This window comes from Victivallis lenta (assembly GCF_009695545.1).
Classification (GTDB): Bacteria; Verrucomicrobiota; Lentisphaeria; order Victivallales; family Victivallaceae; genus Victivallis; species Victivallis lenta.
Map to the genome: position 1 here is coordinate 168,171 of NZ_VUNS01000005.1, position 26,227 is coordinate 194,397.

A 26,227-nucleotide genomic window follows, 5' to 3' on the forward strand; every position below is an offset into this window, starting at 1 on the left:
AATCTTGCAATCCGAAAATGAGCCGGCCTGGAGTATATCGTTTTTTTGAATATGCGGAGTCTTTTCGGGAAATCTGAGTGTTCCGGCGTTCGGGCCCATGCCGCCGGAACGATCCGGCTGCCCCGGTGATGCGGGGACGTGGAAATTTTCTGAAAAACAGCGGTTTCCGATTTGCCGCTTCTCCGGACATGTGATCTTTTATAAGAAGGACAATCTGAAAGGAGCCGGATCTGGATGAGAAATGTGATTCTGGGAACCGACTGGTGGACCGACTGCGACGACGCCGTCGCAGTCCGGCTGCTGGCCAATCTGCACAGGGCGGGACATCTGCGGCTGCTCGGCGTCGCCGTGAGCGGCTGCATGGAGGATTCGGTCCGTTCGCTCGACGCATTCCTGCGGGACTGCGGCGTCGAAGTTCCGATCGGAATTGATCTGGAGGCGACCGATTTCGGCGGCCGCCCCCCTTACCAGAAACGGCTGGCCGCGCTGCCGTCGCGTTTCGGCGGCAACGCCGACGCCGAGAATCCGGTCGGGCTGTACCGCCGCCTGCTTGCCGCTTCCTGCGGACCGGTCGAGCTGATCGAGATCGGTTATCCGCAGATTCTCGCGGCTTTGCTCGATTCTCCGGCCGACGCATATTCGCCGCTGGACGGAGAGAGCCTGGTCCGTGCAAAAGTCTCCCGGCTCTGGATCATGGCCGGGAAATGGGACGAGCCCGACGGCGGGCGCGAGAACAACTTCGCCCGCAACCGCCGTGCCTCCGCCGCCGCCGCGCATCTCTGCGACCGGTGGCCGACCCCCGTGACCTTTCTGGGCTGGGAGGTCGGCTCGACGGTGATTTCCGGGGCGAAGCTGCCGGACTGCGACCTGCTCAGGCAGGTGTTGATCGACCACGGCTCCGCGGCCGGGCGCTCCTCCTGGGACCCGATGCTGATTCTGCTCGCCGCCGCAGGAGACCCGGAAAAGGCCGGATACCGCTGTGTTTACGGTACGGCTTCGGTCGATCCGGAGAGCGGGCGCAACTATTTCCGGCAGGCTTCCGACGGCAGTCACTGCTATGTTGTGAAGCTGCGCCCCGACGCATGGTATGCCGCCGAGATCGACCGGCGATTGTAACTCCCGCGACGTATCCGGTGAGCCGTCACGGGGTTAACGGCAGTGGCCGCGGAACCGGCAGAGTGTGCAGTGTGCCGGGTTGCGCGGGAAGTCCTCTTCGCGGACGGTTCCGTCCGGCCGGACCGCGTTCAGCATTTCTGCCGCGCCGCCCCGGATTTCCCGCAGCGTCCGGCTGATGTTCAGTTCTTTCCCGGCCAGCCGCAGGGCGCCTTTGCCGGGGATCAGTTCCAGCGAGCGGACACGCTCCGGCGGAATATGCAGCTTGTTTGCGGCATGAAACTTATGGAGCAGCACCGTGCTGTCGGCACCGGAGCCCTCGACGATCGTGAGCACGCCCTTTTCCTCGAAAGCCAGTATCGGCGCCGCGAAACAGCGCAATTCGCCGACGGCGACTTCAAGCGGCGAATCAATGGGACGGCGGAACAGGTAACGGGTTCGGGCGAGCATGGCAAGCGGGCCGGAACTCATGGCGGTCATCGCATTCCTCAGCCGTTTTTCGAGTTCCCTCAACAGTTCGCCGGGCGGTGTGCTGTTGTAATAGAGCGCGGCGAGCATCGGGTGCGCATGGTCGGTGCGGAATTCGTCCCGGAGCATCCGGCGGAATTCCCGGCGGAGGCGGCCGGGTACGGCGCCGTACGGATCTGCTTCGCTGTCCGGCAGCTCCGCGTCTTCCTCCTCGTGGGGCCGGTAAAAACGGCGGCGCAGTTCGGCCGCGATCAGGCGGTGCAGATAAGCGCGCTCCGAGAGCAGTGAACGCATTTCATGGAGCCGGCGCAGTTCTCCGCCGGAATCCGGGTCATGCCCGCCGCGGGCGGCGTAATAATGCAGGAAATATTTCCGGCGGCAGCAGTTCCACATCTCCTGCCGCCGGAGGGACCAGCTGAAGGTGAATTCCGCCGCGTTGCGGATCATCAGAGTTCGACGGAGAGCTTTTCGCGCATGCGGAACACCTTTTCAAGCGCTTTGTCGGTCGATTCGGCCCGGGCGAGACAGACGCCGAGGCGGCGGTGTCCCTTGAGTTCCGGTTTGCCGAACAGCCGGAGCTGGGTGTCCGGCTCGCTGAGCGCATCGGCGACATTGGCGAAGCGGACCGCCTTCGAGTTGCCGTCGGCGACCACCGCTTTCGAGGCGGAGGGGCCGTGGAACGCGATATTCGGAATCGGCAGCCCGAGGATGGCCCGGGCGTGGAGATCGAACTCCGACAGATCCTGCGAGATCATGGTCACCATGCCGGTGTCGTGCGGGCGCGGACTCACTTCGCTGAAAATCACCCGGTCGCCGCAGACGAAAAGCTCGACGCCGAAAATGCCGTAACCGCCGAGCGCCCCGGTGACCAGCCCGGCGATGCGTTCCGCCTCGGCCCGCGCCTTGCCGCTCATCTTCTGCGGCTGCCACGACTCCTGATAATCCCCGTCGACCTGGTGGTGGCCGATCGGCTCCAGATACGACGTGCCGCCGACGTGGCGGACGGTGAGCAGCGTGATTTCATAATCGAATTTGACGAAGCCTTCGACAATGACCTTGCCGGCTCCGGCCCGGCCTCCCTCCTGGGCGATTTTCCAGGAGTGATCGATGTCGGACGCAGACCGGATGACGCTCTGGCCGTGGCCGGAGGAGCTCATGATCGGCTTGACCACGCACGGGATGCCGACTGCCTGCACGGCCGCATCGAACTCTTCGCGCGTCGCCGCGAAGCGGTACGGGCTGGTCGGAACCTTGAGTTCCTCGGCCGCGAGACGGCGGATTCCCTCCCGGTTCATGGTGAGCTTTGTCGCCCGTGCGGTCGGCACGACATGGTAGCCTTCGCTCTCCAGGGCGAGCAGCGTATCGGTGGCGATCGCTTCGACTTCCGGTACGATGAGGTCCGGCTTTTCGCGTTCTATGACCTGCCGCAGCTCTGCGCCGTCAAGCATGTTGATCACGTGAGAGCGGTGGGCAACCTGCATGCCGGGCGCATTCGCGTACCGGTCGACCGCGATGGTTTCCACGCCGAACCGCTGCATCGCGATTACGACCTCTTTCCCGAGTTCCCCCGCGCCGCAGAACAGAACCTTGAAGGCCGAGGGAGTCAACGCCGTACCGATCGAATTCGCCATTTTTTATGGATCCTTTTCATCAAAAAGAAGATGAGTGAACTTGTTTTCCGGAGGATAATATAACGCTTCTCCCCCCGAAAAGCAAGACCGTTTCAGAAGATCGGCATGACCTTTTCGGCCGGAACCCAGCCGTCCTGCCCGTTGACCCCGATCCGCACGAAATCGCCGTTCCGGTCGAGAATTCTCGCGTCGCTTCCGCCGGAGACAACTGCGACGACACTGCCGCTCGAAGCGGCCGGCAGCGAACGCAGCTCCAGCGAACTGCCCAGCACGACCGCACGTTCCGGGCGGTAGGTGGTGTGCATCTGGAAATACATCGCCGTCGAAGCCAGCACGAAGACCGCTGCGGCGCAGAGAAGCGCCGTCCGGGTCAGCAGCGGCGGCAGTTTGCGCCGCACCGCTCCGGCGACGGCGAGGACGGCGAGGGCCGTTGCCGCGATCATCAGATACCAGTCCGGCCGCAGCGCATCGCGGTAGCGGCCGACCGCGCCGCCGTCATATTCGGGCAGCTTCAGCGCGGTGTTGACCTGCCGCAGGTCTTCCGTGATGACCGGGTCGAGCGGGGCGAGCCGGTGGGCCCGTTCGAAGTACCCCTTCGCCAGCGGCAGGTCGCCGAGCCGGTAGGCCGCTTCGCCGAGGTTGTAGAGAATGTGCGGCGAAGGCGCCCGGTCGTTCAGGGCCTCCCGGTAGTGCCGGATCGCGGCCGGGTAGTCGCCGGCCGCGAAGGCCGCGCCGCCCTGTTCGAACGCGCCGGGTTTCTCCGCGGCTCCGGCCGGGAAAACGGCGAGGACGAAGAGAAGGAACAGCGCCGCATATTTCCGGAGCCCCGCCGACAGGAGTTCGACGTTCTCTTTCGAGAACAGCTTGTGCCGCGCCGCGGCGGGCATGAATTCCGCCGCCTGCACGGATTCGAGGAACGCCTTCAGAGCCGGGTCTTCGATTTTTGCGGTGATTTCGGACGGAGTCGCGCCGGGCGGCAGCCGCAGCGCTTCGGCCAGAAGCGGATGAACCGAGACGGAGAGCAGCTGCAGGAACTCCTCCTCCGAGCGGGTGTTTTTCAGCCTGGCGATCAGTTTCGGCACCTCCTTCTTCAGCAGCCGGACGCGGCGGAACTCCGGATCGTTCTGCATCCGGTGCTTCCGGCGGGCGGCCAGTTCGATGACGAGCGCGGCAATCGCCGCGAGGAGCACAATGGCCGCTGCGGGCGGCAGCGCATGGCGGATGAGCGGCAGCGGAACCGTTTTGCCGGGGCTGGTCCGATGCAGGTGCTGTGCGGACTGGACGGGGTCGGCTGCGGCGGGCGCGGCTTCCCCGGAGAGCGGGGCGGCTTCGCCGGTTGAGTAGCCGGGCGTCATCGGCAGGTCGTTTGGGGCGACCGGCAGCCGGAGGTCCAGCTCGTGAACCGCGTAACTCCCGGTCGCCGGGTCGAAGGTCGCAAACTTCATCGTTTTGGAGAACTCCCCGGCCTTGAGCGGCACAACCGCGTAGCTGATCCGGATTTCACCGGGTTTGTCCTTCTGCACTTCCGGCGGAAAGACGCGCATGTTCTCGAAGGCGAGCTTCGGCGCCGAGAGCGTCTCGATGGTCCCGCTGCCCTTGAGTTCGAGGAAAAAGCTCAGCGCTTCCCCGGCTTTGGCCTCCTTGCGGTCGAAGCCGCCGGTGAGGGTCCACCGGCCGAGCAGTCCGAGATTGACGGCATCCTTCGGCGCCGGGGGCAGCGACTTGATCTCGATTGCGCCCGGGGAGCTGGTTTCGACCTTGTAGGTCGTGTATTCGACATCGGAGAACGGGAAGCCGAAGCCGAAGCCGAAACTCGGGCGGCTGCGCTGTTCGTCCGGCAGCGCGACCGAAAGCGTCAGGCTCGCCTTCGGCTCGATCTTCCCGGGCTTCAGCGGGCGCATGACCGTGTCGAAGTCGAAACGGATAAAGCGTTTCCCGTTCTGGACGGTCTGGCGGATGTCCGGTTCCGCGAAGTTGCTGGTGCGGCCGTCGGGCCACTGGTAGCTGCGTGAAACGAGATCCGAGGTCCCGGTGAGCTCGGGCAGCCGGTTCAGCCGCGGCTGGAGCTCCGAAAGAGCGAGGACCGTGACCCGCATCGGAATCGCCTCGCCCACATAATAGGTCTGCCGCTTGTCCGGCAGCGTCAGTTCGCCGAACACCGCATCGCTGAGGCGGGTGGCGCTTCCGCCGGCCCGGTCGTCCACCTGCATTTCGGAGAGCGGCACGACTTTGACCTCGATCTTCTGCGTCTGTTCCTCCCTGCCGTCGATTTTCACCTTGAAGGCCGGGATGACGAGCGTACCGGGCGCCGTTCCGCGAATGCCGACCGAAAGCGTGTTGACCCGTTTGCCGTTCAGGATCGAAACTCCGTTTCGGCGGATATTCGTAAGCCAGTCTCCGCCGGAGAGCTCCGGCAGCGAAATCGGCCCGTCGATGGAGCCCTCGAATTCCATGGTGAAGTAAAACACCTCGTTTTCGGGAACCGTGTCACGGTCGACCGATACCTGAAGCCCTGCGGCCGATGCGAGAACGGCCGCGAAAAACAGTATTGCTGAAAGAAATTTTTTCACGTTACCAATCCTTTTCCACTTTACGTTCCCTTACGCCGCGGCCCCGGTTGACCCGGTCGCGGAGCGATTGTTCTTCATCCTTCATCATCTGCAGGAGCTGTTCGGCAGTTTCCGAAGAGATCTCATTTTTCTCTTCGCCTTCGGCACTTTCGTCCTTCTGCTCCGCACTCTGCTCCTCGGATTTCTGCGGATCCTGCTGTTCGCCGGATTCGCCTTTCTGCTCCTCGGATTTCTGCTGATCCTGCTGTTCGCCGGATTCGCCTTTCTGCTCCTCGGATTTCTGCTGATCCTGCTGTTCGCCGGATTCGCCTTTCTGCTCCTCGGATTTCTGCTGGTCCTGCTGTTCGCCGGATTCGCCTTTCTGTCCTTCGGATTTCTGCTGATCCTGCTGTTCGCCTTCCTGCCCGTCGCCGTTGCCGGAGAGGGCCCTGGCCGCCTCGTCCAAGTGCTTCTGCGCCTGATCGCGGCGGTTGTTCCTGCGCTCCTGCCCGGCTTTTTCGAGCTCCTGCCGGGCCTTTTCGGCCTGTTGGCTCAACTGCGTCTGATTCAGCTCATCCGCCTGTTTCTTCAGCTGCTCGGCTTCCCGCTTTGCCTGTTCGATCGCCTGATCGGTGTCGGGGCGGTTCTGCCGGTCTTTCTGATCCTGCCGGCCCTGCTGACCCTGTTGGCCTTGCTGGTCTTTCTGATCCTGCCGGTTCTGCTGACCTTGCTGATCCTGTTGGTTCTGCTGACCCTGCTGATCCTGTTGATCCTGTTTGTTCTGCTGACCTTGCTGATCCTGTTGGTTCTGCTGACCCTGCTGGTTTTGCTGGCCCTGTTGATCCTGTTTGTTCTGCTGGTTCTGCTGACCTTGCTGGCCTTGCTGGTCTTTCTGATCCTGCTGGTTCTGCTGGCCCTGTTGATCCTGCTGATTCTGCTGACCCTGCTGGCCTTGCTGGTCTTTCTGATCCTGCTGATTCTGCTGGTTCTGCTGGTTCTGCTGGTTCTGCTGGCCTTGCTGGTCTTTCTGATCCTGCTGATTCTGCTGGTTCTGCTGGCCTTGCTGGTTTTTCTGATCCTGCTGATTCTGTTCCTGTTTGTTCTGGTCGCGGGCCTGCTGTGCCTGCTTCTTTGCCTGTTCCTGCTGCTTTTTCAGCTCTTCGATCTTCTTTTTCAGCTCCTCCACCCGACTGCGGTCGGAGGCGAGGCGAGCCAGGTTGTTCGGCGCGCCGGCGGAAGAGGCAAGGCTTTGCCGGTAAAGCTCTTCGGTGTCTCCGATCCGGTTCAGGGCCTCATCCAGCATCTTCAGGGCCGGGTCGAGCTGCTGCGCCTTGACCGATTCCAGCGCCTTGTTCAGTGTCTCTTCGACGTTCCTGTGGGAGCCGATGCCGAGATTGTACAGCGCGCGGGAGCGGACTTCGCGGTCGCCGACTCCCTCGCGGATCGCCTGTTCATACAGCGAAGCCGCCTCCTTGTCGCCGGCCAGCTGGCTCTCCCGCGCCGCGTTGTACAACTCCGCCGGCGTCGCTCCGACAGCCAGAAGCGGCAGCGCCAGCCAGAGCAGTTGGGCGCCGCGCCATTCGAACGGCCGTTCCCCGGTCATCAGATAAAGGAAGAGCAGCAGCGCCGCCGCGCCGAGCAGCAGCGGGAAATCGTCGTATGGAATCGACTTCTCCGCCGCCTCCTGCTCCGCCCTGCCGAGCTGGTCGATCCGGCTGATGATCGGCGCGAGCCCGGGATCGGTCACCGTGCTGCGGACATAGATCCCGCCGGTTTCCGCCGCGAACTCCCGCAGCTTTTCTTCGTTGAGCCGGCTGGTCGCCAGCTCTCCCTTGGCGGTGCGTTTGAAGCCGCCGCCTTCGTCCGGAACCGGCGCGGCAATGCGCGGGTCGCCGAGCCCGAGGATGAAGAGCGGAATCTTCCGCTCCTTCAATTTAGCGATCGCTCCGGCGCTGTTGCCCGAGAGCTCGTCCCCGTCGGTCATGAGCAGGACCGCCCGGTTGCCGGCCGCAGCGTCGAAGGCGTCGAGCGCGATGTTGACCGGCAGTTCGAGGTTCGTGCCGCCGATCGGAATGACGGACGGCCCGAGTTCGTCGATGTATTGTTCGAGCGTCGTCTTGTCCGAGGTCAGCGGGCAGGCCAGAAAGGCGCGTCCCGCAAAGGCCACGATGCCGAACCGGTCGTTGCCGGTTTTCTCCACGAGCTCCCGCAACAGGTATTTGGCGTGTTCGAGCCGGGACGGGGCGACGTCGGTCGCCCACATGCTTTTCGATACGTCGAACAGGACAAGGATATCCCGGCCGAATGTCTGGTGCGGAATGATCCGGCTTGACCGGTACGGCCTCGCCGCCGCCGCGATCAGCAGCAGCAGGACCGCCGCGAGCAGAATGAACCGCAGTTTGCGTTTCGCCGGTGAATAGTGAACCGCCCGGGGGTCCTTCGCGGACTGGCCGAGCAGTTGTTCGAGCATTTTTCTGCGCTTCGACGCGGCGTACAGCGCGGCCCCTGCCAGAAGCAGGAGCGCGGCCGGCGCCAGCCAAAGCAATTGCGGATGGACAAAATTCATAATATGGCACCCCCTCCCATGCATATTTATGATAACAGGAATATAAACGTTTCCCGCCGCTTTGTCAAGAGTTATGCGGGGTTCCCCCGTAATTCCTCTGGAAATTTTCCGGAAATGAGGTTATCTTGCACAATCGACGGCGGAATAACGGGAAAGGATATGGTTATGGATTCCGGAGAACGTGTGTTGACTGCCCTGCATTGCGGAGTGCCGGACCGGGTTCCGGTCAACTATTTTGCGAATCCCGGCATCGACGGCCGGCTGAAGCGGCATTTCGGGCTGGAGGCTTCGGACAACGAGGGGCTGCTTCTGGCGCTCGGCGTCGATTTCCGGCGGGTCGAGCCGCCGTATCGCGGCCCGAAGCTCCATCCGGATTATCCGGAGCGCGGCGTGATTTCGGACTGCTGGGGGAACCGCATGCGCAAGGTCGAACACGGTTCCGGCTGCTACTGGGATTTCTGCGAGTTCCCGCTGGCCGAGGCCGGCCCGGAGGAGGTCGCCGCCTGGCCGATGCCTTCTCCGGACGACTTCGATTACTCCGGCATCGCGGAGCAGTGCCGGCGCTGGAGATCGTTCGCCGTCTGCGTCGGGGACCCCGGAACCGCGGATGTGATCAATTCGAGCGGCCGGGTCCGCGGCATGGAACAGACCCTGATCGATTTCGCGCTCGATGAGCCGGCCGGGACGCTGCTGGCGGAACGCCGGGCCGAAATTCAGCTCGAGGTGCTGCGCCGGACCATCGAAGCGGCGAAGGGCGGCATCGACTTTCTCTGGATGGGAGAGGATCTCGGCACCCAGATCGCGCCTCTCATCAGCATGGAGACCTTCCGCAGGCACCTGAAGCCGCTCCATCAGCGTTTCATCGACCTGGCCGCCTCGTTCGGGCTGCCGGTCATGGCCCACTGCTGCGGCTCGAGCAGCTGGGTTTTCGACGAGTGGATCGGAATGGGCGTGAAGGCGGTCGATACGCTCCAGCCCGAGGCCGCGAACATGGCGCCGGAATATCTGAAACGGCGTTTCGGCGGCCGCCTGGCGTTTCACGGCTGCATCAGCACGGCGGGAGCCCTGAGCTTCGGCTCCGTGGAGGAGGTCCGCAAGGTCTGCCGGGATACGCTCGACATCATGATGCCGGGCGGCGGCTACTGCTTCGCGCCGACCCATCTGATCCAGGACAATTCTCCGCTTGAGAATGTCCTGGAGATGTACCGCTGCGCCCGGGAGTTCGGCCGCTGCTGATTCCCAGGGTCAGACAATGCGGAAATTGGCGACGCCTTCGGCCGGATCGGAGCGGGTCAGCTGGACGGCGACCCGTTCACCGAGGGCGATTTTGCCGCCGAACCGGTTCTTGAACTCATAGGCGAGCTCCGGAATCAGGTACGTGAGCCGGTCGTCCTGCCGGAAGACCATGAAGGCCTCGGATTCGTAGCCGGGGTGGAGCGCAAGGAAAACCTGCGTCCAGAACTCGTTCGACTGGCGTTCCAGGCGGCGGCGGGCGAGGGCTTCGCGCTCGGCCGCCGCAAGACGTTCGTCGAGATATTCCATCGAAAGCGGCTCTTCGCCGCGGATGATGCGGCGAAGCTGCTGATGTGCGAGCAGATCCCCGTAGCGGCGCAGCGGGCTCGTCACGCGGGCATAGCACGGGAGCCCGAGCCCCGCGTGCGGGGACGCCACGGTCGAGACGACGCTCGGCGGACAACTGCGGCGGAGCGCGAACATGGCGGCGAGCCCGGGCTCGATTCCCTCCGGCAGTCCGGCCGCGTCGGGCGGCGGCTGCGTTGCGAACGGCAGCGCGATTCCGTGCTCGTCGGCGTAACGGGCCACGGCGGAGCCGGCGGCCAGCATGGCGTTGGCGACAAGCTCCCGCTCCGGCGTGATGCCGACCGGCGTGATCGCCACTTCGCGCTCCCGCACTTTGATCTTCACTTCGGGCAGGTCGATGAAGAGGGCGCCGGCGGCGCGGCGGTTCTGCTTGAAGCGTTCGAGCATCGGGCGCAGCTCGCGAAGCGGAGACTCTTCCCAGCGCGCGGCGGCGCCCTCATAAGTCAGACGTTCGACGCGGACGCGGCTCAGGACCATCTTCTCCAGCACCGCTTCGCCGTCGTCGGTGATGCGGATTGCGAAGGAGAGCGCCGGGCTTTCCGCCTGGAGCCCGAGGCCGAACATTCCGGTCGCTTCCGGTGGGAGCATATGGGTGATCCCCTCGGGCAGGTAGAGGTTTTCGCCGCGGCTCATCGCTTCGCCGTCCGCTTCGCTGCCGGGCGTGACGAGGGCGGCCGGATCGGCCACATGGACCCAGAGCAGCCCGTCCTCGCAGCTGACGGCGTCATCCGGGTCGTTGCTGCCTTCGTCATCGATGGCGAGCGCGGCAAGATGGGTCAGGTCGGTCCTCTCCTCGTCCGGCAGCGTTCCGAGCGGGCAGGACGGGTCCTCCAGGCCGACGCCGGCCCGGCGCGGGTGCGGGTTCACGAACAGATCCCAGACGCCGAGCCGGAGCAGCAGCGCATGGGCCTTCTGCGGCGTCGGCTCGATGTCGAGCTCCTTCAGAAGGCGGCTGGAGGCCGATTCGCCGAATGCGACCTGCTCGATTTCACGCATGGCGGGCAGGTCTTCCGGCAGGAGCGCTCCGGAACGGATCCGGTCGATCAGTTCTGCCCGGCGCCGGAGCTTTTCCTCCTTTTCCCGCGCGGCGGCGAGCGCGGCTTCGATCTCTTCGCGCGGACGCGCCGCAACGCCGTTTTCGACCGAGCCGGTGAAACAGGTTCCGTCCTGCAGCAGCAGCCAGGCCGAATAGAATGCGGCGGCGCTGCGGCTGCCGTAGGCGAGTTCCGCGAATTCCGCGAACGGCAGCTGTTCGCCTTCGATCAGTTCGATCAGCTCTCCGGCATCCGGCGCGGGCAGCACGGCGGGCGGCAGAGACGCGGCCGGACCCGGATGCAGGAATTCAATGTCCTTCGCCCGGACGGATTTCGTGTTTCCGCCCTCGATGCGGATTTCGATTTTGTCTTTGGTTACGGCTGTGACGCAGGCGCTCTTTCCATGATAGAGCACGAGCGCTCCGGGATTGAATGACGGCATGAGAATCTCCCTCGGTAAAATGGGTTGTAGTATACACTCGTTTGATTCTTTTTACAAGCTCGGAACGGATTTTCTTGCATTGTCCGCACAGTGGCGCTATTTTATTCCGGGAGCCCGCTTTCAGAATGGCCGGTTCCCGGCGGAAACAGGGGGGGACGATGAAACGGATACTGGTGGTCGGGTGCTGCGGCGCCGGAAAGAGCGTGCTCTCCCGGGAGCTCGGGAAAAAGCTCGGGCTGCCGGTGGTGCATCTCGACCGGCTGTTCTGGCTGCCGGGGTGGGTCGAACGGTCCCGCGAAGCGTTCGATGCGCTTCTCGAGGAGGAGCTTCGGCGCGACAGATGGGTCATGGACGGCAATTTCAGCCGGACGTTCGCACGGCGGCTGGAGTCCGCCGATGCGGTAATTTTTCTGCGTTACTCCCGGTTCTGCTGCCTGAGCGGGGTGTTCCGGCGCTGGATCAGGTATTTCGGCCGGAGCCGTCCCGATCTCGGGGAAGGGTGTCCGGAGAAGATCGATCTGCGGTTCCTGCGGTTCGTCTGGAATTACAACCGCGTCACCCTGCCGAAGATGGAGGCGCAGCTGGCCGGGAGGCCCGGCTCCTGCCGCCTTATTGAACTCAGGTCGCGCCGCGAAGCGCGGCAATTTCTGGAGAAGCTATGAAAACGATTCTGACCACGCCGCGCCTCACGCTCCGGGAGATGACCCGGGCCGACCGGACCGATCTTGCTGAAATCCTGCAGGACCCGGAGGCGATGTACGCCTATGAACACGCCTTCTCCGGGGAGGAGGTCGATCAATGGCTCGACCGGCAGCTTGAGCGTTATGCCCGTTACGGGTTCGGACTCTGGGCCGTGATCGATCATGTGACCGGGGAGTGGGTCGGCCAGTGCGGACTCACCATCCAGAATGTCGAGAATGTCGAGGAACTCGAGGTCGGTTATCTGCTGAAGCGCCGTTTCTGGCATCGCGGATATGCGAGAGAGGCCGCCGCGGCCTGCCGCGACTATGCGTTCAATGCGCTCGGCCGGACCCGACTGGTCGCCTGTGTGCGGGTCAACAACGCCCCGTCCCGCCGGGTCGCCGAGTATCTCGGCATGTCGGTGGAGCGGATTTTCATCAAACATTATTACGATATGGACATGCCGCACGCGCTTTATGTGCAGGAACTGCCGGAAAGGGAAGGGAAAACGCGATGAGTTATCTGTTTATCTGTTACCCGAAATGTTCGACCTGCCGCAAGGCGGAGGAATTTCTGAAGGAACGCGGAATTGCGTACCGCTTCCGCAACATCGTCGAAGAGCGGCCGGCGGCCGGGGAGCTGGCAAAGTGGATTGCTGCAAGCGGTCTGCCGGTCAGGCGCTTCTTCAACACGTCCGGCATGCTGTACCGGGCCGGAAAGCTGAGCGAACGCCTGCCCGGGATGAGCGATGCGGAGAAGATCGAACTGCTCGCCTCGGACGGCATGCTGGTCAAACGCCCTCTGCTGGTCGGGGACGACGGCAGTGTGCGTGTCGGTTTCCGCCCGGAAGAGTGGGCGGATCTGAAGGCTTGAACCATTTTGCCGCGGAGGTGACAAATGAATATTCTGAAGATCGAGTGTCCGCACTGCCGGCAGCATTTCGAGATCGACGAGGCGGAGCGCGGCGAGAATTATCAATGCTCCACCTGCGGGGATTCGTTCAACGGCCGGGAGGCGGTTGTGCTTTCCGCACCGGCCTGGCGCCGGAAGGTCGGCAGCGTGCTGTTCGTCCTTGCGCTGATTCTGCTGGCCGCGAACGTGTCGCTTCTGGTCATGCAGCGGCTCCCGAAGCCGGAGCCCGCCGGTGCGGTTCCGGCCGTCGATCCGGCTGAATTCGCCGAACTCTCCTCGCAGGTCGGAAAACTTGAGGCGAAGCTGGCCGCCCTGTCGAAAACGGTCGAGGCGGCGGAGAAGCGGGAGTCGGCGAAACCGGCGGCACAGCCGGCCGCGGCGAACGACAACGCCGACGTGATCCGGTCGATCTTCATCCGGCTCGGCAGGCTTGAAAGCGAGATCGCCGGACTGAAAGACTCCGGCGGAGAGCTGTAAGTCATCCGCCTTCCGGCGAATCGGGCCTGAATAACAAGGGTCCGTCAGGCGCAACCCTGCTTGCGCAATACGTCGCGGGACTCTACTGTTTCCGCAGCCGTTCGAGTTCCCGGACGGCCGGCTGATGCTTCCGGGCGGCGGCCGCTTCGAGTGCCGGGCGGGCGGTTTCCGGGTATTTGCGGCGGAAGACCCGGTACAGCTCGTACAATGTTTCGGGCGGAACCCGGGCGGCGGCTTCTTCGATGAGGCGGCCGGCTTTTTCGATGTCGCCGGCTGCGAGATAACCGCCGGCCAGCTCGAGACAGGCGGCGGAGAGAAGCGGGGCGGCCGCGCCCTTATGATTCCATACCGCGGCGAAACGGGATTCGGCTTCGGGACTCTTCTCCTCCTTCAGCTGCCGCCCGAGTTCAAGCTGGGCGGCGGGGTTTTCGGCATCCGCCGCCCGGACCAGCCAGCGGCGCGCCAGCCGGGGACCGGCGGAGAAGGCGCCCTCTTCCCCGCACAGGCGGTACAGCTCATAGGCGGCTTCTCCGCTGCCGAGTGCCGCCGCTTCCGAAAAACAGCGGAGCGCCAGCCGGGGATCGGCGGGGACGCCGCTGCCGTTCAGATAGAGCTGCCCGAGGCGGCAGAGGGCATGGATGTTCTTTTTCCGGGCGGACTGGCGGTATCTCCGCAGCGCTTCGGCGAGGTTTTTTTCGACATATTCGCCGTTTTCGTACATGATGCCGAGGTTGAAGATCGCGGTGGAATCTCCCGCTTCCGCGCCGCGGCTGTACCATTCGAACCCGAGCTTCCGGTTCCGCTCCACGCCGCACGCATTGTCGTGGATGTAGCCGGCCATGGTCATCGAGGCGGCGTCGCCGAGCTCCGCGCCGCGTTCGAAGCAGCGCAGGGCCGCTTCGCAGTCGCGTTCGACGCCGTCCCCGTCGAAATAGAGCCGGCCGAGACTCTGGTACGCGTCGGCTTCCTTCTCGTCCCCGGCGCGCAGAAACCACTCGACCGCTTTGGCGCAGTCGCGCTCGACGCCGTCGCCGTCCCGGCAGCATTCGGCCAGATAAAGCATGGCCCTCGGGTCGCCGAGCTCCGCGCCGCGCCGGAAGTTCCGCGCCGCGGCGGTGAAGTCGGCTTCCCGGTCCGTCCCGTTGTAGTCCAGTATCCCGAGGGAGGTGAAACCGGCGCCTTCGCCGGCTTCGCCCGCTTCGCGGAACCAGCGGCGGGCGGCCGCGTAATCCTGATCGACCCCCTTGCCGTCGCGGTAGAGAATTCCCAGAGCCAGCATGGCTTCCGGCCTGCCGGCCGCCGCGGCATACCGGAACCAGCGGCGGGCTTCCGCATAATCCTGTTCGACACCGTCGCCGTGACAGCAGGCGCTGCCGAAGGCATATTGCCCGTCCGGGTGGTTGCGGCGGGCGGATATCCGGTAATAATGCGCCGCTGCCGCACTGTCGCGCTCGAACCCTTCCGCGCCGGAGTCATAGAGCCGGGCGAGGTTCAGGGCGGCGAGTTCGTCGCCCTGGTCAACGGCGGCCTGATAGAGCCGGACCGCTTCCGGGATGTCGGCGGGACCGCCGTCGCCGTTTTCCAGAAGAACACCGAGATTGCAGAGCGCCGGGATATGCCCCTGTTCCGCCGCGAGGCGGTAATAGCGGCGGGCGAGTTCGTATTCCCCCGTCCGGTCGAACAGATACCCGAGCGCGTATTGTCCGCGGGCGCTGCCCTTTTCCGCAGCTCTTGCGAACCAGTGCCGGGCCGTCTCCGGGTCGGCGGGAACGCCTTCTCCGTCGAGCCAGGCATAACCGAGCGCGATTTCGGCATTGGTGTCTCCCTGTTCCGCCGCGGCCCGGTACGCTTCGACGGCTTCGGATTCATGTCCGGCCAGCATGAGCGCGCAGGCTTTGGCCCGGAGTGATTCGGGTTCCCCGCACCGGACTGACGCGGCGAGAGCGAGGAGAAGAATGCATGGAATGAATGTTCGGCCCGGCATAATCGGCTTTTCCTTTCATGGAAGGAATATAAGTCAATAAATGGAAAAGTCAAAAAAGTTCGACAATTTTGGCGGCGCCGCATTGAATTTAACCTGCAAACTGATAAATTATCATATCGTTTGACCAATACGGATGAGAGGGAGAGATCGATGAGAAGGATCGGTGCGGGTGTCGGGAATTCCGGGTTCCGTTTTGTTTCGGCCGGAAGGAGCGCCGGTCTCTCCGGGCGGACGTTTGGATTCCAGAGCCGGGAGATCCCCGCGGGAGAGAGCTGATGCGTTCCGCCCGAATACGAATCCTCATCCTGATGCTGGCGGACGTTCTCTGCTTCACGCTGATTCCCATTGCGGTGATCTGGTGCATGGACGCATTTTTCTGGGAGGCTCCCGTCAACTGGAAGATTTACCTTCGGATGTGGCCCTTCATCGGCGTATTCGTCGGCTGCAATATTTTCATCCGGCTCTATCACGGCGACGTCGCCTATCCGGGCGCCGCGCTCGGTGCGATCGAGGAACAGCGGCGGATTTTCTTTTCGACCGCGCTGGCTTATCTGCTGCTGTTTGCGTTTCTGGCGCTGTCGCACCGGGCTCAGGGAATTTCGCGCATGGCGCTGATTCTGAGCTGGCTGCTGACCTTCCTGCTTCTGCCGATTTTCCGCTGGTGGGCGCGCTGTCTGATGAAGCGGTATCGGTTCGGGCAGATCAGGGTGCTGATCGCCGGGGCCGGACTGACCGGGACGATGGTGGCGAAGGAGCTGCGCCGCGACAAATATTTCGGGTTCGACGTGGTCGGTTTCCTCGACGACTCCCCGAAGCTGCGCGGCAGCTGTCCCGTCGAAGGTGTCCCGGTGGTCGGCACGCTCGGATATGCCCGGAAAGCCGCGCGAAAGTACAATACGGACTACATGATCTGCTGCATCCCGATCACGCTGGTCACCGAAATGCTGGAAAATTATTCGAAGTATTTCCGGCACGTCATGATCATTCCGGACAACCGGGTGTTCCCGATTTCGTGGGCGTACCCGGTTTATCTCTCCGGTTTCAGCGGAATCGAGATCCGCAACCAGCTTCTGCTGCCGATGCCGCGCATGGCCAAGGGGATTCTGGAGGTGTTCGTTTCGCTGGTTGCCTTCGTTACGCTCCTGCCGCTGTTCCTGATCCTTGCGTTTCTGGTGAAGATTTCGAGCCGCGGCCCCATTTTCTACCGGGCGCGGCGGCTCGGGGTGAACCGCAAGACGATCCGTGTCCTCAAATTCCGCACCATGTATGTCGATGCGGACCAGCGGCTGGAGACGCTGCTTGCCGAGGACCCCGAAATGGAGCGCCAGTGGCGGGAGAAGTTCAAGCTGGAGAATGATCCGCGGGTGACGCCGCTCGGCCGTTTTCTCCGCAAGACGAGTCTGGACGAACTGCCGCAGTTCTGGAACGTGCTGACCGGCGACATGGCGGTGATCGGTCCGCGCCCGATCGTGGAGGCGGAGGTCAAGTATTACGGTGAGCGCTATGCCTCCCTGAGCCGGGTGAAGCCCGGAATCACCGGGCTCTGGCAGGTCTCCGGCCGCAGCGAGCTGGATTATCCGCAGCGCGTCAACCTCGATATCAGCTACATCATGAACTGGACGATCTGGATGGACTACTACATTTTCCTCAAGACCGTCAAGGAAGTCATCCTCTGCCGCGGCGCCCGCTGAAGCGGCCGGGAAACCGGCCGCTTCATCGTTCTGCGGTTACTTCTCTGCTTCCCGGCGGTTCAGGTTTCCGGTGAGGGTCATGAGCACGAGGAGCAGGATGAAGAGCGCGGCGCTCCCGGTCAGCAGCGCATAGGTTTCGAGCTGCAGCATGACGAAGACCGCCCCGTAGGCCGCCAGCATGGCGATGAATTCGACGATCGCCGGTTTGCTGCGCCGGAAAATCAGCCGCGAGTAGTAGCCGAGCGCGGCGGAGACGACCAGCGCCGCCGCGCCGTAGGCCATGGCGAACGGAATATGTTCGCCGAGCGAAAGCAGCAGCACGTAGAAGAGCACGACCGCGAGTCCGGCCATGAGGTACTGCACCGGATGGACCCGGCAGCGGGTCAGCCGTTCCGCGAAAAAGAAGGCCAGCATGGTGAAGATGATGACCAGCGCCGAGTAGCGGATCGAGCGCGACGTCTGCTGGTAGATATCGACCGGAATGTAGAAGTTGACGCCGAACCGTTCTTCGGCCGGGTTGAAGCTGCCGCCGTTCCAGCTTTGCGGAAAGCTGCGGTTCAATTCGCCGACGCTGTATTCGGCCGTGAAGCCATCTTCGGTGATTTCGCGTTTCGGCAGGAATTTGCCGGTGAAGCCGGGCGACGGCCACGGGGCGCTCAGCGCGACCGTCGTCTCGCGTCCGGCCGGGAGAAAGTAGATGCCGCGGGAGCCGTTGAGTTCAAGTTTCAGGTCGAAGGAGACCGGGGCGGAGCGGTCGGCCGCGGGGCAGGGGATGGCGAGCCCGGACTCCATCACGCCGTCGAGCTTCGCTCCCGGAAAAACTTCGGCCTCCCGTTCGTTCACGGTGACCTCCAGCCCGGTGATGCCTTTGGTGTCGGTCACGCCGAGCAGGAGTTCGGCCTTGTCCAGCTGGAGGCCGGAGGCTTCGCCGCGGATATCCCGCCGCAGGTTGAAGCTGCCGGAAAAGCTGAGCTTCGCGGTGTAGAGCGCGGCCTGATAGATGCCGCGGTAACGGCTTTCCGGGTCGATTTCGCCTTTGACCGCGAGCTTGTCCGGCATGACCACGAGATACCTCTGCCCGGCCGATTCGGCGGAATACGGAATGCGCAGCACCGGGCCGGCCAGCGTCTGCTCCCGGCCCCATTGGGCGAACACCTCCTCGGACGCCTCGCGCCCGGTGTTTGCCCGTTCCCGGTTCAGCATATAGATCATCAGTGTCGGAATCTGCAGCACCGCGATGATGGCTCCGATGATGATGAGTTTCAGCGCCGTGGAGTTCCGGACGGCGTTCAGGGCTTTGGGGAGCAGGTTTTCGTTGTTCATTTCCGGTTGCTTCCTTTCTGGGGTTCCCATCGATACAATAGATGGGAACCGGAAATTTTACAAGCGGCCTGCCGCTATTTCTGCGCGAGGATTTTCAGGCCTGCGATGCCGGAGAGGATCAGCGCGAGGCAGAGAATCCGCAGGATCGAGACGGATTCGCCGAAGAAGATCATTCCGGCCGCGACGGTTCCGGCCGCTCCGATCCCGGTCCATACCGCATAGGCGGTTCCGAGCGGAAGCGTCCGCATGGAAAACGACAGGAGCAGCAGACTTACGGCCATGGCAGCCACGGTGAGAAGGGAAGGGACGGGACGGGTGAAGCCGTGGGACGATTTCAGGCCGACAGCCCAGCAGATTTCGAAAATTCCGGCGCAGATCAACAGCATCCAATTCATACAACCTCCAGTTGTCAATGGAGCCGTCTCCGCATGATTTCGCCGGCAGGGTCGTCCCCGCGCCCCATAATATACCATGCCGGGGACCGGAAAGCAAGCGCAAAAAAAGCCGGGCGCGTCTGCCCGGCTTCGGAGCACTCCGGTGATTTTCACGGAACGAGCTCGCCGACGAGGAAGAGCGTTCCGGCGTGGCAGCGGAACGGTTCGTATTTCTTCGGATTTTTATCGAAGTCGGCGCGGTTCCGCTCAAAGAGGATTTCGCGCTTGTCGAAGCGGGTCGGCAGGACCCTGATTTTCACGGTGTGGACTTCGTCGGGGAGGTTGTCCGCCAGCGAACAGAGGGAGAGCCTGCGGTAGGTGCAGTAGCCGTCGAAGCGGCGTGTTTCGCGCGATTTGCCGTCCACGGTGATTTCGAGCATCGCGCTGTCCGGTCCGTAGAAATCATACAGCATCGCCTTGGTGCCCTTGAACTTGAATTCGATCGTCGCGCCGGGATCGAACTGCCAGAGCTTCTCCATCCGGTGTGCGAACGGTCTGGCGATCGGGTCGCCGGCCGGCAGGAGCCGGCACCTGCCGCCGAGCCTGATGCCGGGGGCGTCAAGCGGGAAAGCCGATGCGTTCTCCCAGCAGTCCGCGCGCATGGGGGCCGGGAGAATGCGCGTTTTTTGCTCCCGTTTCGCAAGAAGCGCCGGGAACGCCTGTTCGAGCATCCGGGTATAGAGCACGTGCCCGGTGTCGGGGTAGGGGTGGACGCCGTCGCCGGAAAAGACGATCTTCCCCTCCGCGTTCCGCGGCACGCCGGCTTTTGCGTCGAGCTCGTCGCCGGAGACCCGGGTCATGCCCTCCTTGCTGCCGGACATGACGAGTTTCCCGTCTTTTTCAAGCCGGGCGACCTCGTAGGAGAGGTTGACCGACGGCAGCCTGTAGTGCTCCGCAATCTCCTCCATGATCGAGGCGGGACGCGGCAGCCTGCCGGCCTGGTAATCCTTCAGGTTCCCTTTGGTTACGGTGTAGACGAAGCAGATGTCGCTGTCGGGAAGCGCCTTCCGTATCTGGCGGACGATGCCTTCGACCGCCTTGCGGACCCGGTCGTCCTTCGCGCCCGCATCGTTGACCGCGAACTCGATGAAGACGAGGTCCGGCTTGTGGCGGAGCACGTCGTGCGCGAGCCGGAAGGCGCCGAGATCCGAGCCGGTCCCGCCGATCGCGGCGTTGATGCTGCGGATCGCGGCTTTCGGATACAGCTTCTTCAGCAGTTCGGCGGATTGGATTCTCCAGCCGTTCTGTTCCGTGATGCTTCCGCCGAAGTAGGCGATGGTGACCGGCTCGCCGGCGTCGAGCTTCGCCGCCGTCGCCGGCAGCCCTTCGCGGACCGTGAACGGAACCGATTCGCGCAGTGCGGGCGCATCCGGCCCGGCGGCGCGGACCGCTCCGAAAACCGAAAACAGGGAGAGGATGCCGAGAAGAATTTTTTTCATATCAGAACTCCAGTTTGAATATGGGGACCGTATCGTTCAGGCGGTCGGCCGGTATGCCGGTCAGGCGGAGGCCGCTGCCGCGGTTTTTCTCGTAGACGACCGGGTCGAGCGTCCAGCGGACCGCTTCGCCGGTGTTGAGCAGCGTGACGCGGCGGGGCGCCGTGTTCATCGGCCACAGCCGCAGCGTGGAGCTTTCGAGAGGGTCCGGACAATGGACGTAAAGCCGGTTTTCCCGCCGGGTGACCGGCAGCTGCGTATTTTCGAGGAGCCCCGCCGCCGGATCGGCGTCGAATGCTTCGCGGACTCGCTTGAACCAGGTGCCGACGCCTTCGACGACAGCCCGCGCCGGGGGAGGGATGACGCCGTCCGCGTCGGGACCGACGTTCAGCAGATAGTTGCCTCCCGCCGCGAGGGTGCGGTCGATCCGGTCGAGAAAATAGCGGATCGAGTAGTAGTCCTCATCCTTCCGGTAGCCCCAGCTGTTGACGCCGACCGACTGGCACGCCTCGACCGGGCGCGGTGCATCCGCGCCGTCCGAATTGGCGGATTCGGGATCGTTGTCGCGCTCCGGCGTCGAGTAGTCGCCCGGCACGAAGCCGCGATTGTTGATGACGGCGCAGGGCTGCAGCCGGCGGATCAGCTCATGTACCTCCGGCGCCTTGACCTGCGGAACGTTCATATCCCACCAGATGCCGTGGATGGTTCCGTAGTTCGTGCAGAGCTCGGTGATCTGCCGTTTCAGGAATTCGAGGTATCTGCTCCAGTCGTGGCGGGCCGGATCGGTCACGATTTCATGGTGACGGCCGATGTTCGGGTAGTTTTCCTGGTGCCAGTCGACGATCGAATAGTAGAATTCGAGCGGCAGCTCCCGCTTCCGGCACGCTTCCGAAAGCCGGGCGAGGATATCCTGTCCGAAGGGGGTGCTGCCGACGTGGAATTCGGTTTCGCGGCTCGGCCAGAGGCAGAAGCCGTCATGGTGTTTGGCGGTGATGACCATATATTCGAATCCGTTGCGCAGGGCGAAATCGACCCAGCCGTCCGGATCGAACCGGCGCGGGTTGAATTTTCCGATGAGCTTGCGGTATTCGTCCGCGGGGACGCCGCAGCGCTGCTGCTCCTGTTCCTGGATGCCGTTGATCGCATAGAGCCCCCAGTGCAGGAAGAGCCCGAGGCGGCGGCGCAGGAACCAGTCGCGCCCGTCATTGAATCTGAACATAAAACCACTCTCTCAATTGTCCTGTTTGGTCCGAACGACGCCGAAATCGGCCGCGTTGCGGAAATTCAGCGGCGTGCCATACAGCATGAGCTGCGTCTTGCGGCCCGGCTTATCCGGATATGCGCCGTTCAGGCCGAAGTCGAAGCCGAATTTCTCCGGTTTCCGCCCATCCGGAGTTACCGCCCTCCACGGAATCCGCACGGCGGCGAAATAACCTTTTCCGGTTTCCCCGCTGCGGATTTCCACGCCGTTTTTCTGCGGGTCGGCCATCTGCGGGCTGTACAGCGCCGGAGCCGCTCCCGCAATTCCGGGGCGCAGCAGGAACTGATAGACGCCGGAGGCGTAATTCGCGTTCCCGAGCCCCCCGCCGGGACGGCGGAAATCGAAAAAGAGCTCCGCGCCGCTGCCGAGAACGCCGGGCCACGGCACCGGCGGCTTCCGGTATGCATCACACGCTTCAAGCTTAATGTACAGCGCTTCGTCGTCATATGCAAGGCGGAGCGTGCCGGAGAGTTCGTCCGGGCCGCCCCAGAAGCTCTCTTCCTGAAGCGAAGCGAGTTTCGGAGGGCGTCCGATCACGGCCTGTTCCGCGCTGTTCAGCGCGATGCCGGGAATCCGGTCCATCGCCTCCGGCGAGGAGAGGTCCGGGGCGGCGGCAAGGCGCGGAATGACGATCGACGGCTTGTTGACGATTTCGACGGTGGTACGGTATTCGCCGCCGTCCGGCAGGGCGACCGCGAACGGCAGCCGGATTTCGCGCGGCGCTCCGGGGCGGAGACGGTAGCTGAATTCGAGGTTGCGCCGTTTTTTCGGCGCGATTTCGATCGTGCCGGCGGCCGGCGTGACCGACGCTTCGCCGGAGGCGAGCGCGCGAACTGCGGTTTCCCGGTTCCGGCCGCTGCGGTTCAGCAGCGTAAAGCGGATGGTTCCCTGCGCCTCCTCCGGTCCGGTGACCGTGATCCGGTCGACCGGGGAGGGCAGGAGTTTCATGCCGGGCCGTTTCGCATGAAGGTAGACGGGCTGTTCTTCGAGGGTGAGCAAATAGCGGTGCATCCCGCCGCCTCCGCCGTTCGGCTGGAGCTTCGAGCGTTCGCCGTAAAGGGTGACGAGTTCGAGTTCGGGTGAAGGAGAGTCGAGCAGCAGGGAGCCGGTATCGGAGGAGGGCCAGAGCAGCGCGACTTCTCCGCCGTCCGCCTTGCGGAAGATTCCTCCCCTGACGGCGGCGTCCGCGATGGTGCGCGGGGCCGGATCGGTCAGCACGCCTTCGAACTGAGCGGCGAGCACGCCGACTGCGAGCGTCAGCAGATTCGGCGTGCGTTCTCCGGCGGCGGTTGCGCCGAGCAGGCTGAAGTTCGGGGAACTTTCGAGCCACTTTTCCGGATTTTTCGGCCACTTCGGGTTCCAGCCGAAAAAGATGAAGCCTTCGCAGCCGGCCAGCAGGTTGATCGCGGCGTTCTTCACCATCGAGGCCGAGGCCTGGTATTCGTCGTTGACTTTGCCGGGCCAGGCGTTTTTCGAGACGAAGCCCGGAGCCCGGGCTGCGGTCTTTTCCGCGACTTCGGCCGGCGGAATCGCTTCGTCCGCCCGGTAGCGCATGACGCAGAGCACACCGGTTTCGGAGTTCATGAAGCGGTTGAGCTTGTGGGTGCGGGCGGCCCGTTTCGCCTCTTCGAGCATTGCGGCCAGACCGATGCGGTCCGGCTGATTCGGCGTGGTGTAGGTGTGCCAGCTCACCGCGTCCATATCGGCGCCGGAGTCGAGGGTTTTCTTCATCCACGGCACGAAGGTGCTGGTTCCGCTGATGCCGTAGATGAAGTTCGACGGATCGGCGGCGCGGAGTTCGCGGCTGACGGTGCGGGTGATCTCTGCGTAATCCTCCGGTTTGTCCGGCATATGGCCGGAGGCGTTCGGTTCGTTTTCGATCTCCCAGCGGCGGATTCTGCCCCGGTAGCGTTCGGCTGCGGCCCGGATGAAGGCGCCGTAGCTTTTCAGTTCGGGGAAACCGCCCGCCCAGCCCCAGGCCAGCTTCCGCATGCGTTCATACGGCCGCGCCCGCTGCCAGTCGAGCAGCGGAGTTCCGTAAAGGCAGACGTAGAGTTCGCGGCCCGAGGCGAGTTCCCAGTCGATTTTCTCGTTCCAGTTCCATTCGCCGGGGGGAGTAGCCGGATCGAGGCCGTGGTTCCCGTTCCAGTCCCGAACCCATGCCGGGCCGACCACATAGCCCCAGCGCAGGTATTTGTGGGCGAAGCGCAGCGGCAGCGCATCGGGCCAGAAGCCGAAAAGATTGACATCGGCGTCGTGCAGCCCGAAGAGTCCGGGACCGGCTTTCTCGCCGCGCGGTTCGGCGCGGAAGAAGTGGAAACGGCGTTCTCTGTCCGCATCGGTTCCCACCGTTTTCACGGTCAGGTGATAGAGGTCGCTCCTGAGTTCAAACGGAAACCGGATCGTTTCGAACCGTTCCCGGCCGGGCGCGAGCTCGCGGCTTTCGGTCCAGCTCCGGTCGAGCTTGCCGATCTCGCTGACGATCCGGAAGGCGAGGTTGACGCGGCGCGTCTCTCCGGTGGAGTTCGTCAGCTGAAGCGTCGGGCAGTCCCGCCGGGCCGGTTCGACGGAAACCGCATAGTTGTCGAAGCCGTGGAACACGGCGGTCACGCCGCCGTTTCCGGCCGCCGGTTCGACCCGGGCCGCGTAATCGTGTTCCCAGTCGAGCTTGAGCGTCGCTCCGCCGGATGCGAGGTGCAGTTCGTCGATCACGGCTGCGTATACGGAGAGCCGGACCGGGGTGAAGTTTTCCGGAATGCCGATGGCGAGCTGCCGGCTTCCGCCGGTCAGCGTCGCCCGGCCTCCGCCGAATTCGAGCGTGAACTTCCGCCAGCGGTCCGTCGTCGGCAGTTCGGGCGCGGCGGCGGTTTCCGGACCGGAACGCAGCGCGACGCCGCGCCCGGCGGCCGCCGCCGGAATGACGACTTCAAGCTTTTTGCCGTCCGCGCCGGTGAACACGAGGGCCGCTTTTTCCGCCCGCCGCGGCAGGTCGCGCAGATAAAACGACGCGCTGCTCCGCGCGGCGGCGGCGAAATGAGGCGCGAGCGGATAAGTGAAGCTGACGTTTTCGAAATCGACGCATTTTCCGGCCGCTCCGCCCGCGACGGGCGGGATGACCGGCACGCGCAGATTCGCGCCGCCGCCGGAAGGATAAAGCGTGACGGCGGCCGCCGGCTGCACGGCGGCGAGCACTCCCGCCGCGCAGAGAAGGTAGAACGTTCTCATGGCGTGCTCCTATTCGATTTCGATCGTGAGGAGCGGGTTGTACCGTCTGCCGGAAATCGCGGCGAATTCGCTGGTCCGCCAGCGCCAGGCGCTTCCGGCGGGAGCATCCGGCGCGGCTTCGAGCCGGAACCCGATCCACCTCGACTTCGCTTTCGCGGCTTCGCGGACGGCTTCGGTCACGTCGATCCGCACGGCCGGGAGCGGTTTTCCGGCGGTCCTGACCGGTTTTGCTTCGAGCGCGCGGCCGAGCTTCGTGCCGTTGTCGTCCGTGAGTTCGATTTTTCCGTCCGCTTCGGGGGCGAGATAGAAGTAAAGATCGGTATCGGGGCCGGAGGCCCCCTCCTTGTCCGGATGGCAGCCGTTGTTGCCGTTGAGCCATAGCTGCAGCGTTGCTTTTCCGACCGGAGCTGCGAGTTCCGGCAGTTCAAACTCAAAGACCGCTTTGCGGTTCTGTCTCCAGATTTTGCCGGAGTGGACTTCCCGGTCCTCGCCGTCGGCTTTGAGCGACATGGCGCGGTCGACAATGCCGTCTCCGGTCGAGTCGGTCAGGGCGCCGTCGCCGGCGGGAGCCGTCCGGGTTTCGATCGTCGCCGCCGGAGCGCTGGAAAAACTGACGGCGAATGCGGCGGCCATGCTCAGGATCAGGTGTTTCATCGGTGCCTCCCTGTGGTGCGGATCAGTTGACGGTCGTGTTGTGCCAGTAGATGTACTGAGCGCGGGTATTGCCCTCGGTGGTCAGGACCTGCCAGTGCAGCGAGCTGGTGTGGCCGTCCGCCCAGAGGATGTTGGTCATGCCGCCGTGGCGTCCGCTCGGATAGGCCGAGGTCATGGCGGCCGCGGCGATTTCGCCGTTGCCCATGCATTCGCGCCCGTCCACGGCGTAGACCTTCTGGGAGGGCGAGACGATTTTCGTCACTTTTCTGGGTACGACCGAATTGCCTGTGCCGGCGGTCGCGAAGTAGAGGTAGTTGACGCCGTACATGCCCCAGTATTCGGTGTTTGCCTTGCTTGCCTTGTATTCGGCGTTGGACATTTCGCGGATCGGGCAGCGGTTGATGACGCTGCGGTCCTTCCGGGCGGCGGAGTAGGCGGCGTTCTTGTCGTTGTTGTAATAGTAGAGCCGCAGCAGCCGCGAGGACCAGGTCGGACTCGTCCCGTCGGAGCCGTAGGCCGGATAGTAGTTGTCGAAATCGTTGTTGTAGAACTGGACGAAGGAGCCGAGCTGCTTGAGATTGTTCACGCAGGTGCTTTTCTTGGCCGACTCGCGCGCCTTGTTCAGGGCGGGCAGCAGCATCGAGGCCAGGATGGCGATAATCGCGATGACGACGAGGAGTTCGATCAGGGTGAAGCTCTTTCTCATTGCACTCTCCGGTTGGTTGGGATGGATGGAACTGGTCAGGA

General features: G+C 63.7%; 20 protein-coding genes. 7 read left to right on the forward strand and 13 right to left on the reverse strand.

The features are described 5' to 3' along the window. Window positions 1–234: 234 nt before the first annotated feature. Window positions 235–1,116, forward strand: coding sequence for a nucleoside hydrolase (locus tag FYJ85_RS07080; RefSeq protein ID WP_106052248.1), 882 nt, complete (start codon window positions 235–237; stop codon window positions 1,114–1,116). 33 nt (window positions 1,117–1,149) lie between these two features. Here FYJ85_RS07080 and FYJ85_RS07085 read toward each other — a convergent pair whose 3' ends face one another. The 4 genes from FYJ85_RS07085 to FYJ85_RS07100 form a co-directional block, all read right to left on the reverse strand. After that, a complete protein-coding gene (locus FYJ85_RS07085; RefSeq protein WP_154417538.1) occupies window positions 1,150–2,028 on the reverse strand; it encodes a hypothetical protein in 879 nt (292 codons plus the stop codon). Beyond that, window positions 2,028–3,212 (reverse strand): formate-dependent phosphoribosylglycinamide formyltransferase, encoded by a 1,185-nt coding sequence (purT, locus tag FYJ85_RS07090; protein ID WP_106052244.1) that lies wholly within the window; start codon window positions 3,210–3,212, stop codon window positions 2,028–2,030. Before purT ends, FYJ85_RS07085 begins: the two co-directional genes overlap by 1 nt. Before the next feature lie 92 nt (window positions 3,213–3,304). Then, window positions 3,305–5,782, reverse strand: coding sequence for a BatD family protein (locus FYJ85_RS07095; RefSeq protein WP_154417540.1), 2,478 nt, complete (start codon window positions 5,780–5,782; stop codon window positions 3,305–3,307). Window position 5,783: 1 nt separating this feature from the next. After that, window positions 5,784–8,327, reverse strand: a complete 2,544-nt coding sequence (locus FYJ85_RS07100; protein ID WP_206213012.1) for a vWA domain-containing protein — start codon at window positions 8,325–8,327, stop codon at window positions 5,784–5,786. Window positions 8,328–8,486: 159 nt separating this feature from the next. On the opposite strand from FYJ85_RS07100, the gene FYJ85_RS07105 reads away from it, so the two are divergent. Further along, the gene (locus tag FYJ85_RS07105) at window positions 8,487–9,563 is read left to right on the forward strand and encodes a uroporphyrinogen decarboxylase family protein (protein ID WP_206213013.1); all 1,077 of its coding nucleotides are present in this window, start codon (window positions 8,487–8,489) and stop codon (window positions 9,561–9,563) included. A gap of 9 nt (window positions 9,564–9,572) precedes the next feature. Here FYJ85_RS07105 and FYJ85_RS07110 read toward each other — a convergent pair whose 3' ends face one another. Then, a complete protein-coding gene (locus FYJ85_RS07110; protein ID WP_106052237.1) occupies window positions 9,573–11,402 on the reverse strand; it encodes a ribonuclease catalytic domain-containing protein in 1,830 nt (609 codons plus the stop codon). 158 nt (window positions 11,403–11,560) lie between these two features. Here FYJ85_RS07110 and FYJ85_RS07115 point away from each other — a divergent pair, with 158 nt between their 5' ends. The 4 genes from FYJ85_RS07115 to FYJ85_RS07130 are packed head-to-tail and all read left to right on the forward strand — an operon-like array spanning window position 11,561 to window position 13,472. Continuing rightward, window positions 11,561–12,064, forward strand: coding sequence for a P-loop NTPase family protein (locus FYJ85_RS07115; protein ID WP_154417546.1), 504 nt, complete (start codon window positions 11,561–11,563; stop codon window positions 12,062–12,064). Continuing rightward, entirely contained in the window at window positions 12,061–12,600 is a 540-nt protein-coding gene (locus FYJ85_RS07120; RefSeq protein ID WP_154417548.1) for a GNAT family N-acetyltransferase, read from the forward strand. The genes FYJ85_RS07115 and FYJ85_RS07120 overlap by 4 nt, the downstream gene beginning before the upstream one ends. Then, window positions 12,597–12,956 (forward strand): arsenate reductase family protein, encoded by a 360-nt coding sequence (locus FYJ85_RS07125; protein WP_106052232.1) that lies wholly within the window; start codon window positions 12,597–12,599, stop codon window positions 12,954–12,956. Before FYJ85_RS07120 ends, FYJ85_RS07125 begins: the two co-directional genes overlap by 4 nt. A gap of 24 nt (window positions 12,957–12,980) precedes the next feature. Beyond that, a complete protein-coding gene (locus FYJ85_RS07130) occupies window positions 12,981–13,472 on the forward strand; it encodes a zinc ribbon domain-containing protein (RefSeq protein ID WP_154417550.1) in 492 nt (163 codons plus the stop codon). 82 nt (window positions 13,473–13,554) lie between these two features. Here the strand turns inward: FYJ85_RS07130 and FYJ85_RS07135 are convergent, their stop codons facing one another. Then, window positions 13,555–15,456, reverse strand: a complete 1,902-nt coding sequence (locus FYJ85_RS07135; protein ID WP_154417552.1) for a tetratricopeptide repeat protein — start codon at window positions 15,454–15,456, stop codon at window positions 13,555–13,557. Window positions 15,457–15,731: 275 nt separating this feature from the next. On the opposite strand from FYJ85_RS07135, the gene wbaP reads away from it, so the two are divergent. Continuing rightward, window positions 15,732–17,147 carry an undecaprenyl-phosphate galactose phosphotransferase WbaP gene (wbaP, locus tag FYJ85_RS07140; RefSeq protein WP_154417554.1) on the forward strand — a complete coding sequence of 472 codons (1,416 nt, stop codon included), beginning with the start codon at window positions 15,732–15,734 and terminating at the stop codon, window positions 17,145–17,147. A 36-nt stretch (window positions 17,148–17,183) separates the two neighbouring features. On the opposite strand, the gene creD is transcribed toward wbaP, so the two are convergent. The 7 genes from creD to FYJ85_RS07175 all read right to left on the reverse strand — a co-directional run bounded on the left by creD (window position 17,184) and on the right by FYJ85_RS07175 (window position 26,186). Further along, entirely contained in the window at window positions 17,184–18,470 is a 1,287-nt protein-coding gene (gene creD / locus FYJ85_RS07145) for a cell envelope integrity protein CreD (protein WP_206213014.1), read from the reverse strand. 74 nt (window positions 18,471–18,544) lie between these two features. Continuing rightward, window positions 18,545–18,865, reverse strand: coding sequence for a quaternary ammonium compound efflux SMR transporter SugE (gene sugE, locus FYJ85_RS07150; RefSeq protein WP_106052224.1), 321 nt, complete (start codon window positions 18,863–18,865; stop codon window positions 18,545–18,547). 149 nt (window positions 18,866–19,014) lie between these two features. After that, window positions 19,015–20,343: an SGNH/GDSL hydrolase family protein gene (locus FYJ85_RS07155; protein ID WP_106052222.1), complete on the reverse strand. Its 1,329-nt coding sequence runs from the start codon at window positions 20,341–20,343 to the stop codon at window positions 19,015–19,017. 1 nt (window position 20,344) lies between these two features. Continuing rightward, a complete protein-coding gene (locus FYJ85_RS07160) occupies window positions 20,345–21,559 on the reverse strand; it encodes an alpha-L-fucosidase (RefSeq protein ID WP_106052220.1) in 1,215 nt (404 codons plus the stop codon). A 12-nt stretch (window positions 21,560–21,571) separates the two neighbouring features. Next, window positions 21,572–24,826, reverse strand: a complete 3,255-nt coding sequence (locus tag FYJ85_RS07165; RefSeq protein ID WP_154417558.1) for a sugar-binding protein — start codon at window positions 24,824–24,826, stop codon at window positions 21,572–21,574. A 9-nt stretch (window positions 24,827–24,835) separates the two neighbouring features. Then, window positions 24,836–25,480 carry a hypothetical protein gene (locus FYJ85_RS07170; protein ID WP_154417560.1) on the reverse strand — a complete coding sequence of 215 codons (645 nt, stop codon included), beginning with the start codon at window positions 25,478–25,480 and terminating at the stop codon, window positions 24,836–24,838. Window positions 25,481–25,502: 22 nt separating this feature from the next. Next, window positions 25,503–26,186, reverse strand: coding sequence for a prepilin-type N-terminal cleavage/methylation domain-containing protein (locus FYJ85_RS07175; RefSeq protein ID WP_206213015.1), 684 nt, complete (start codon window positions 26,184–26,186; stop codon window positions 25,503–25,505). Window positions 26,187–26,227 lie beyond the last annotated feature (41 nt).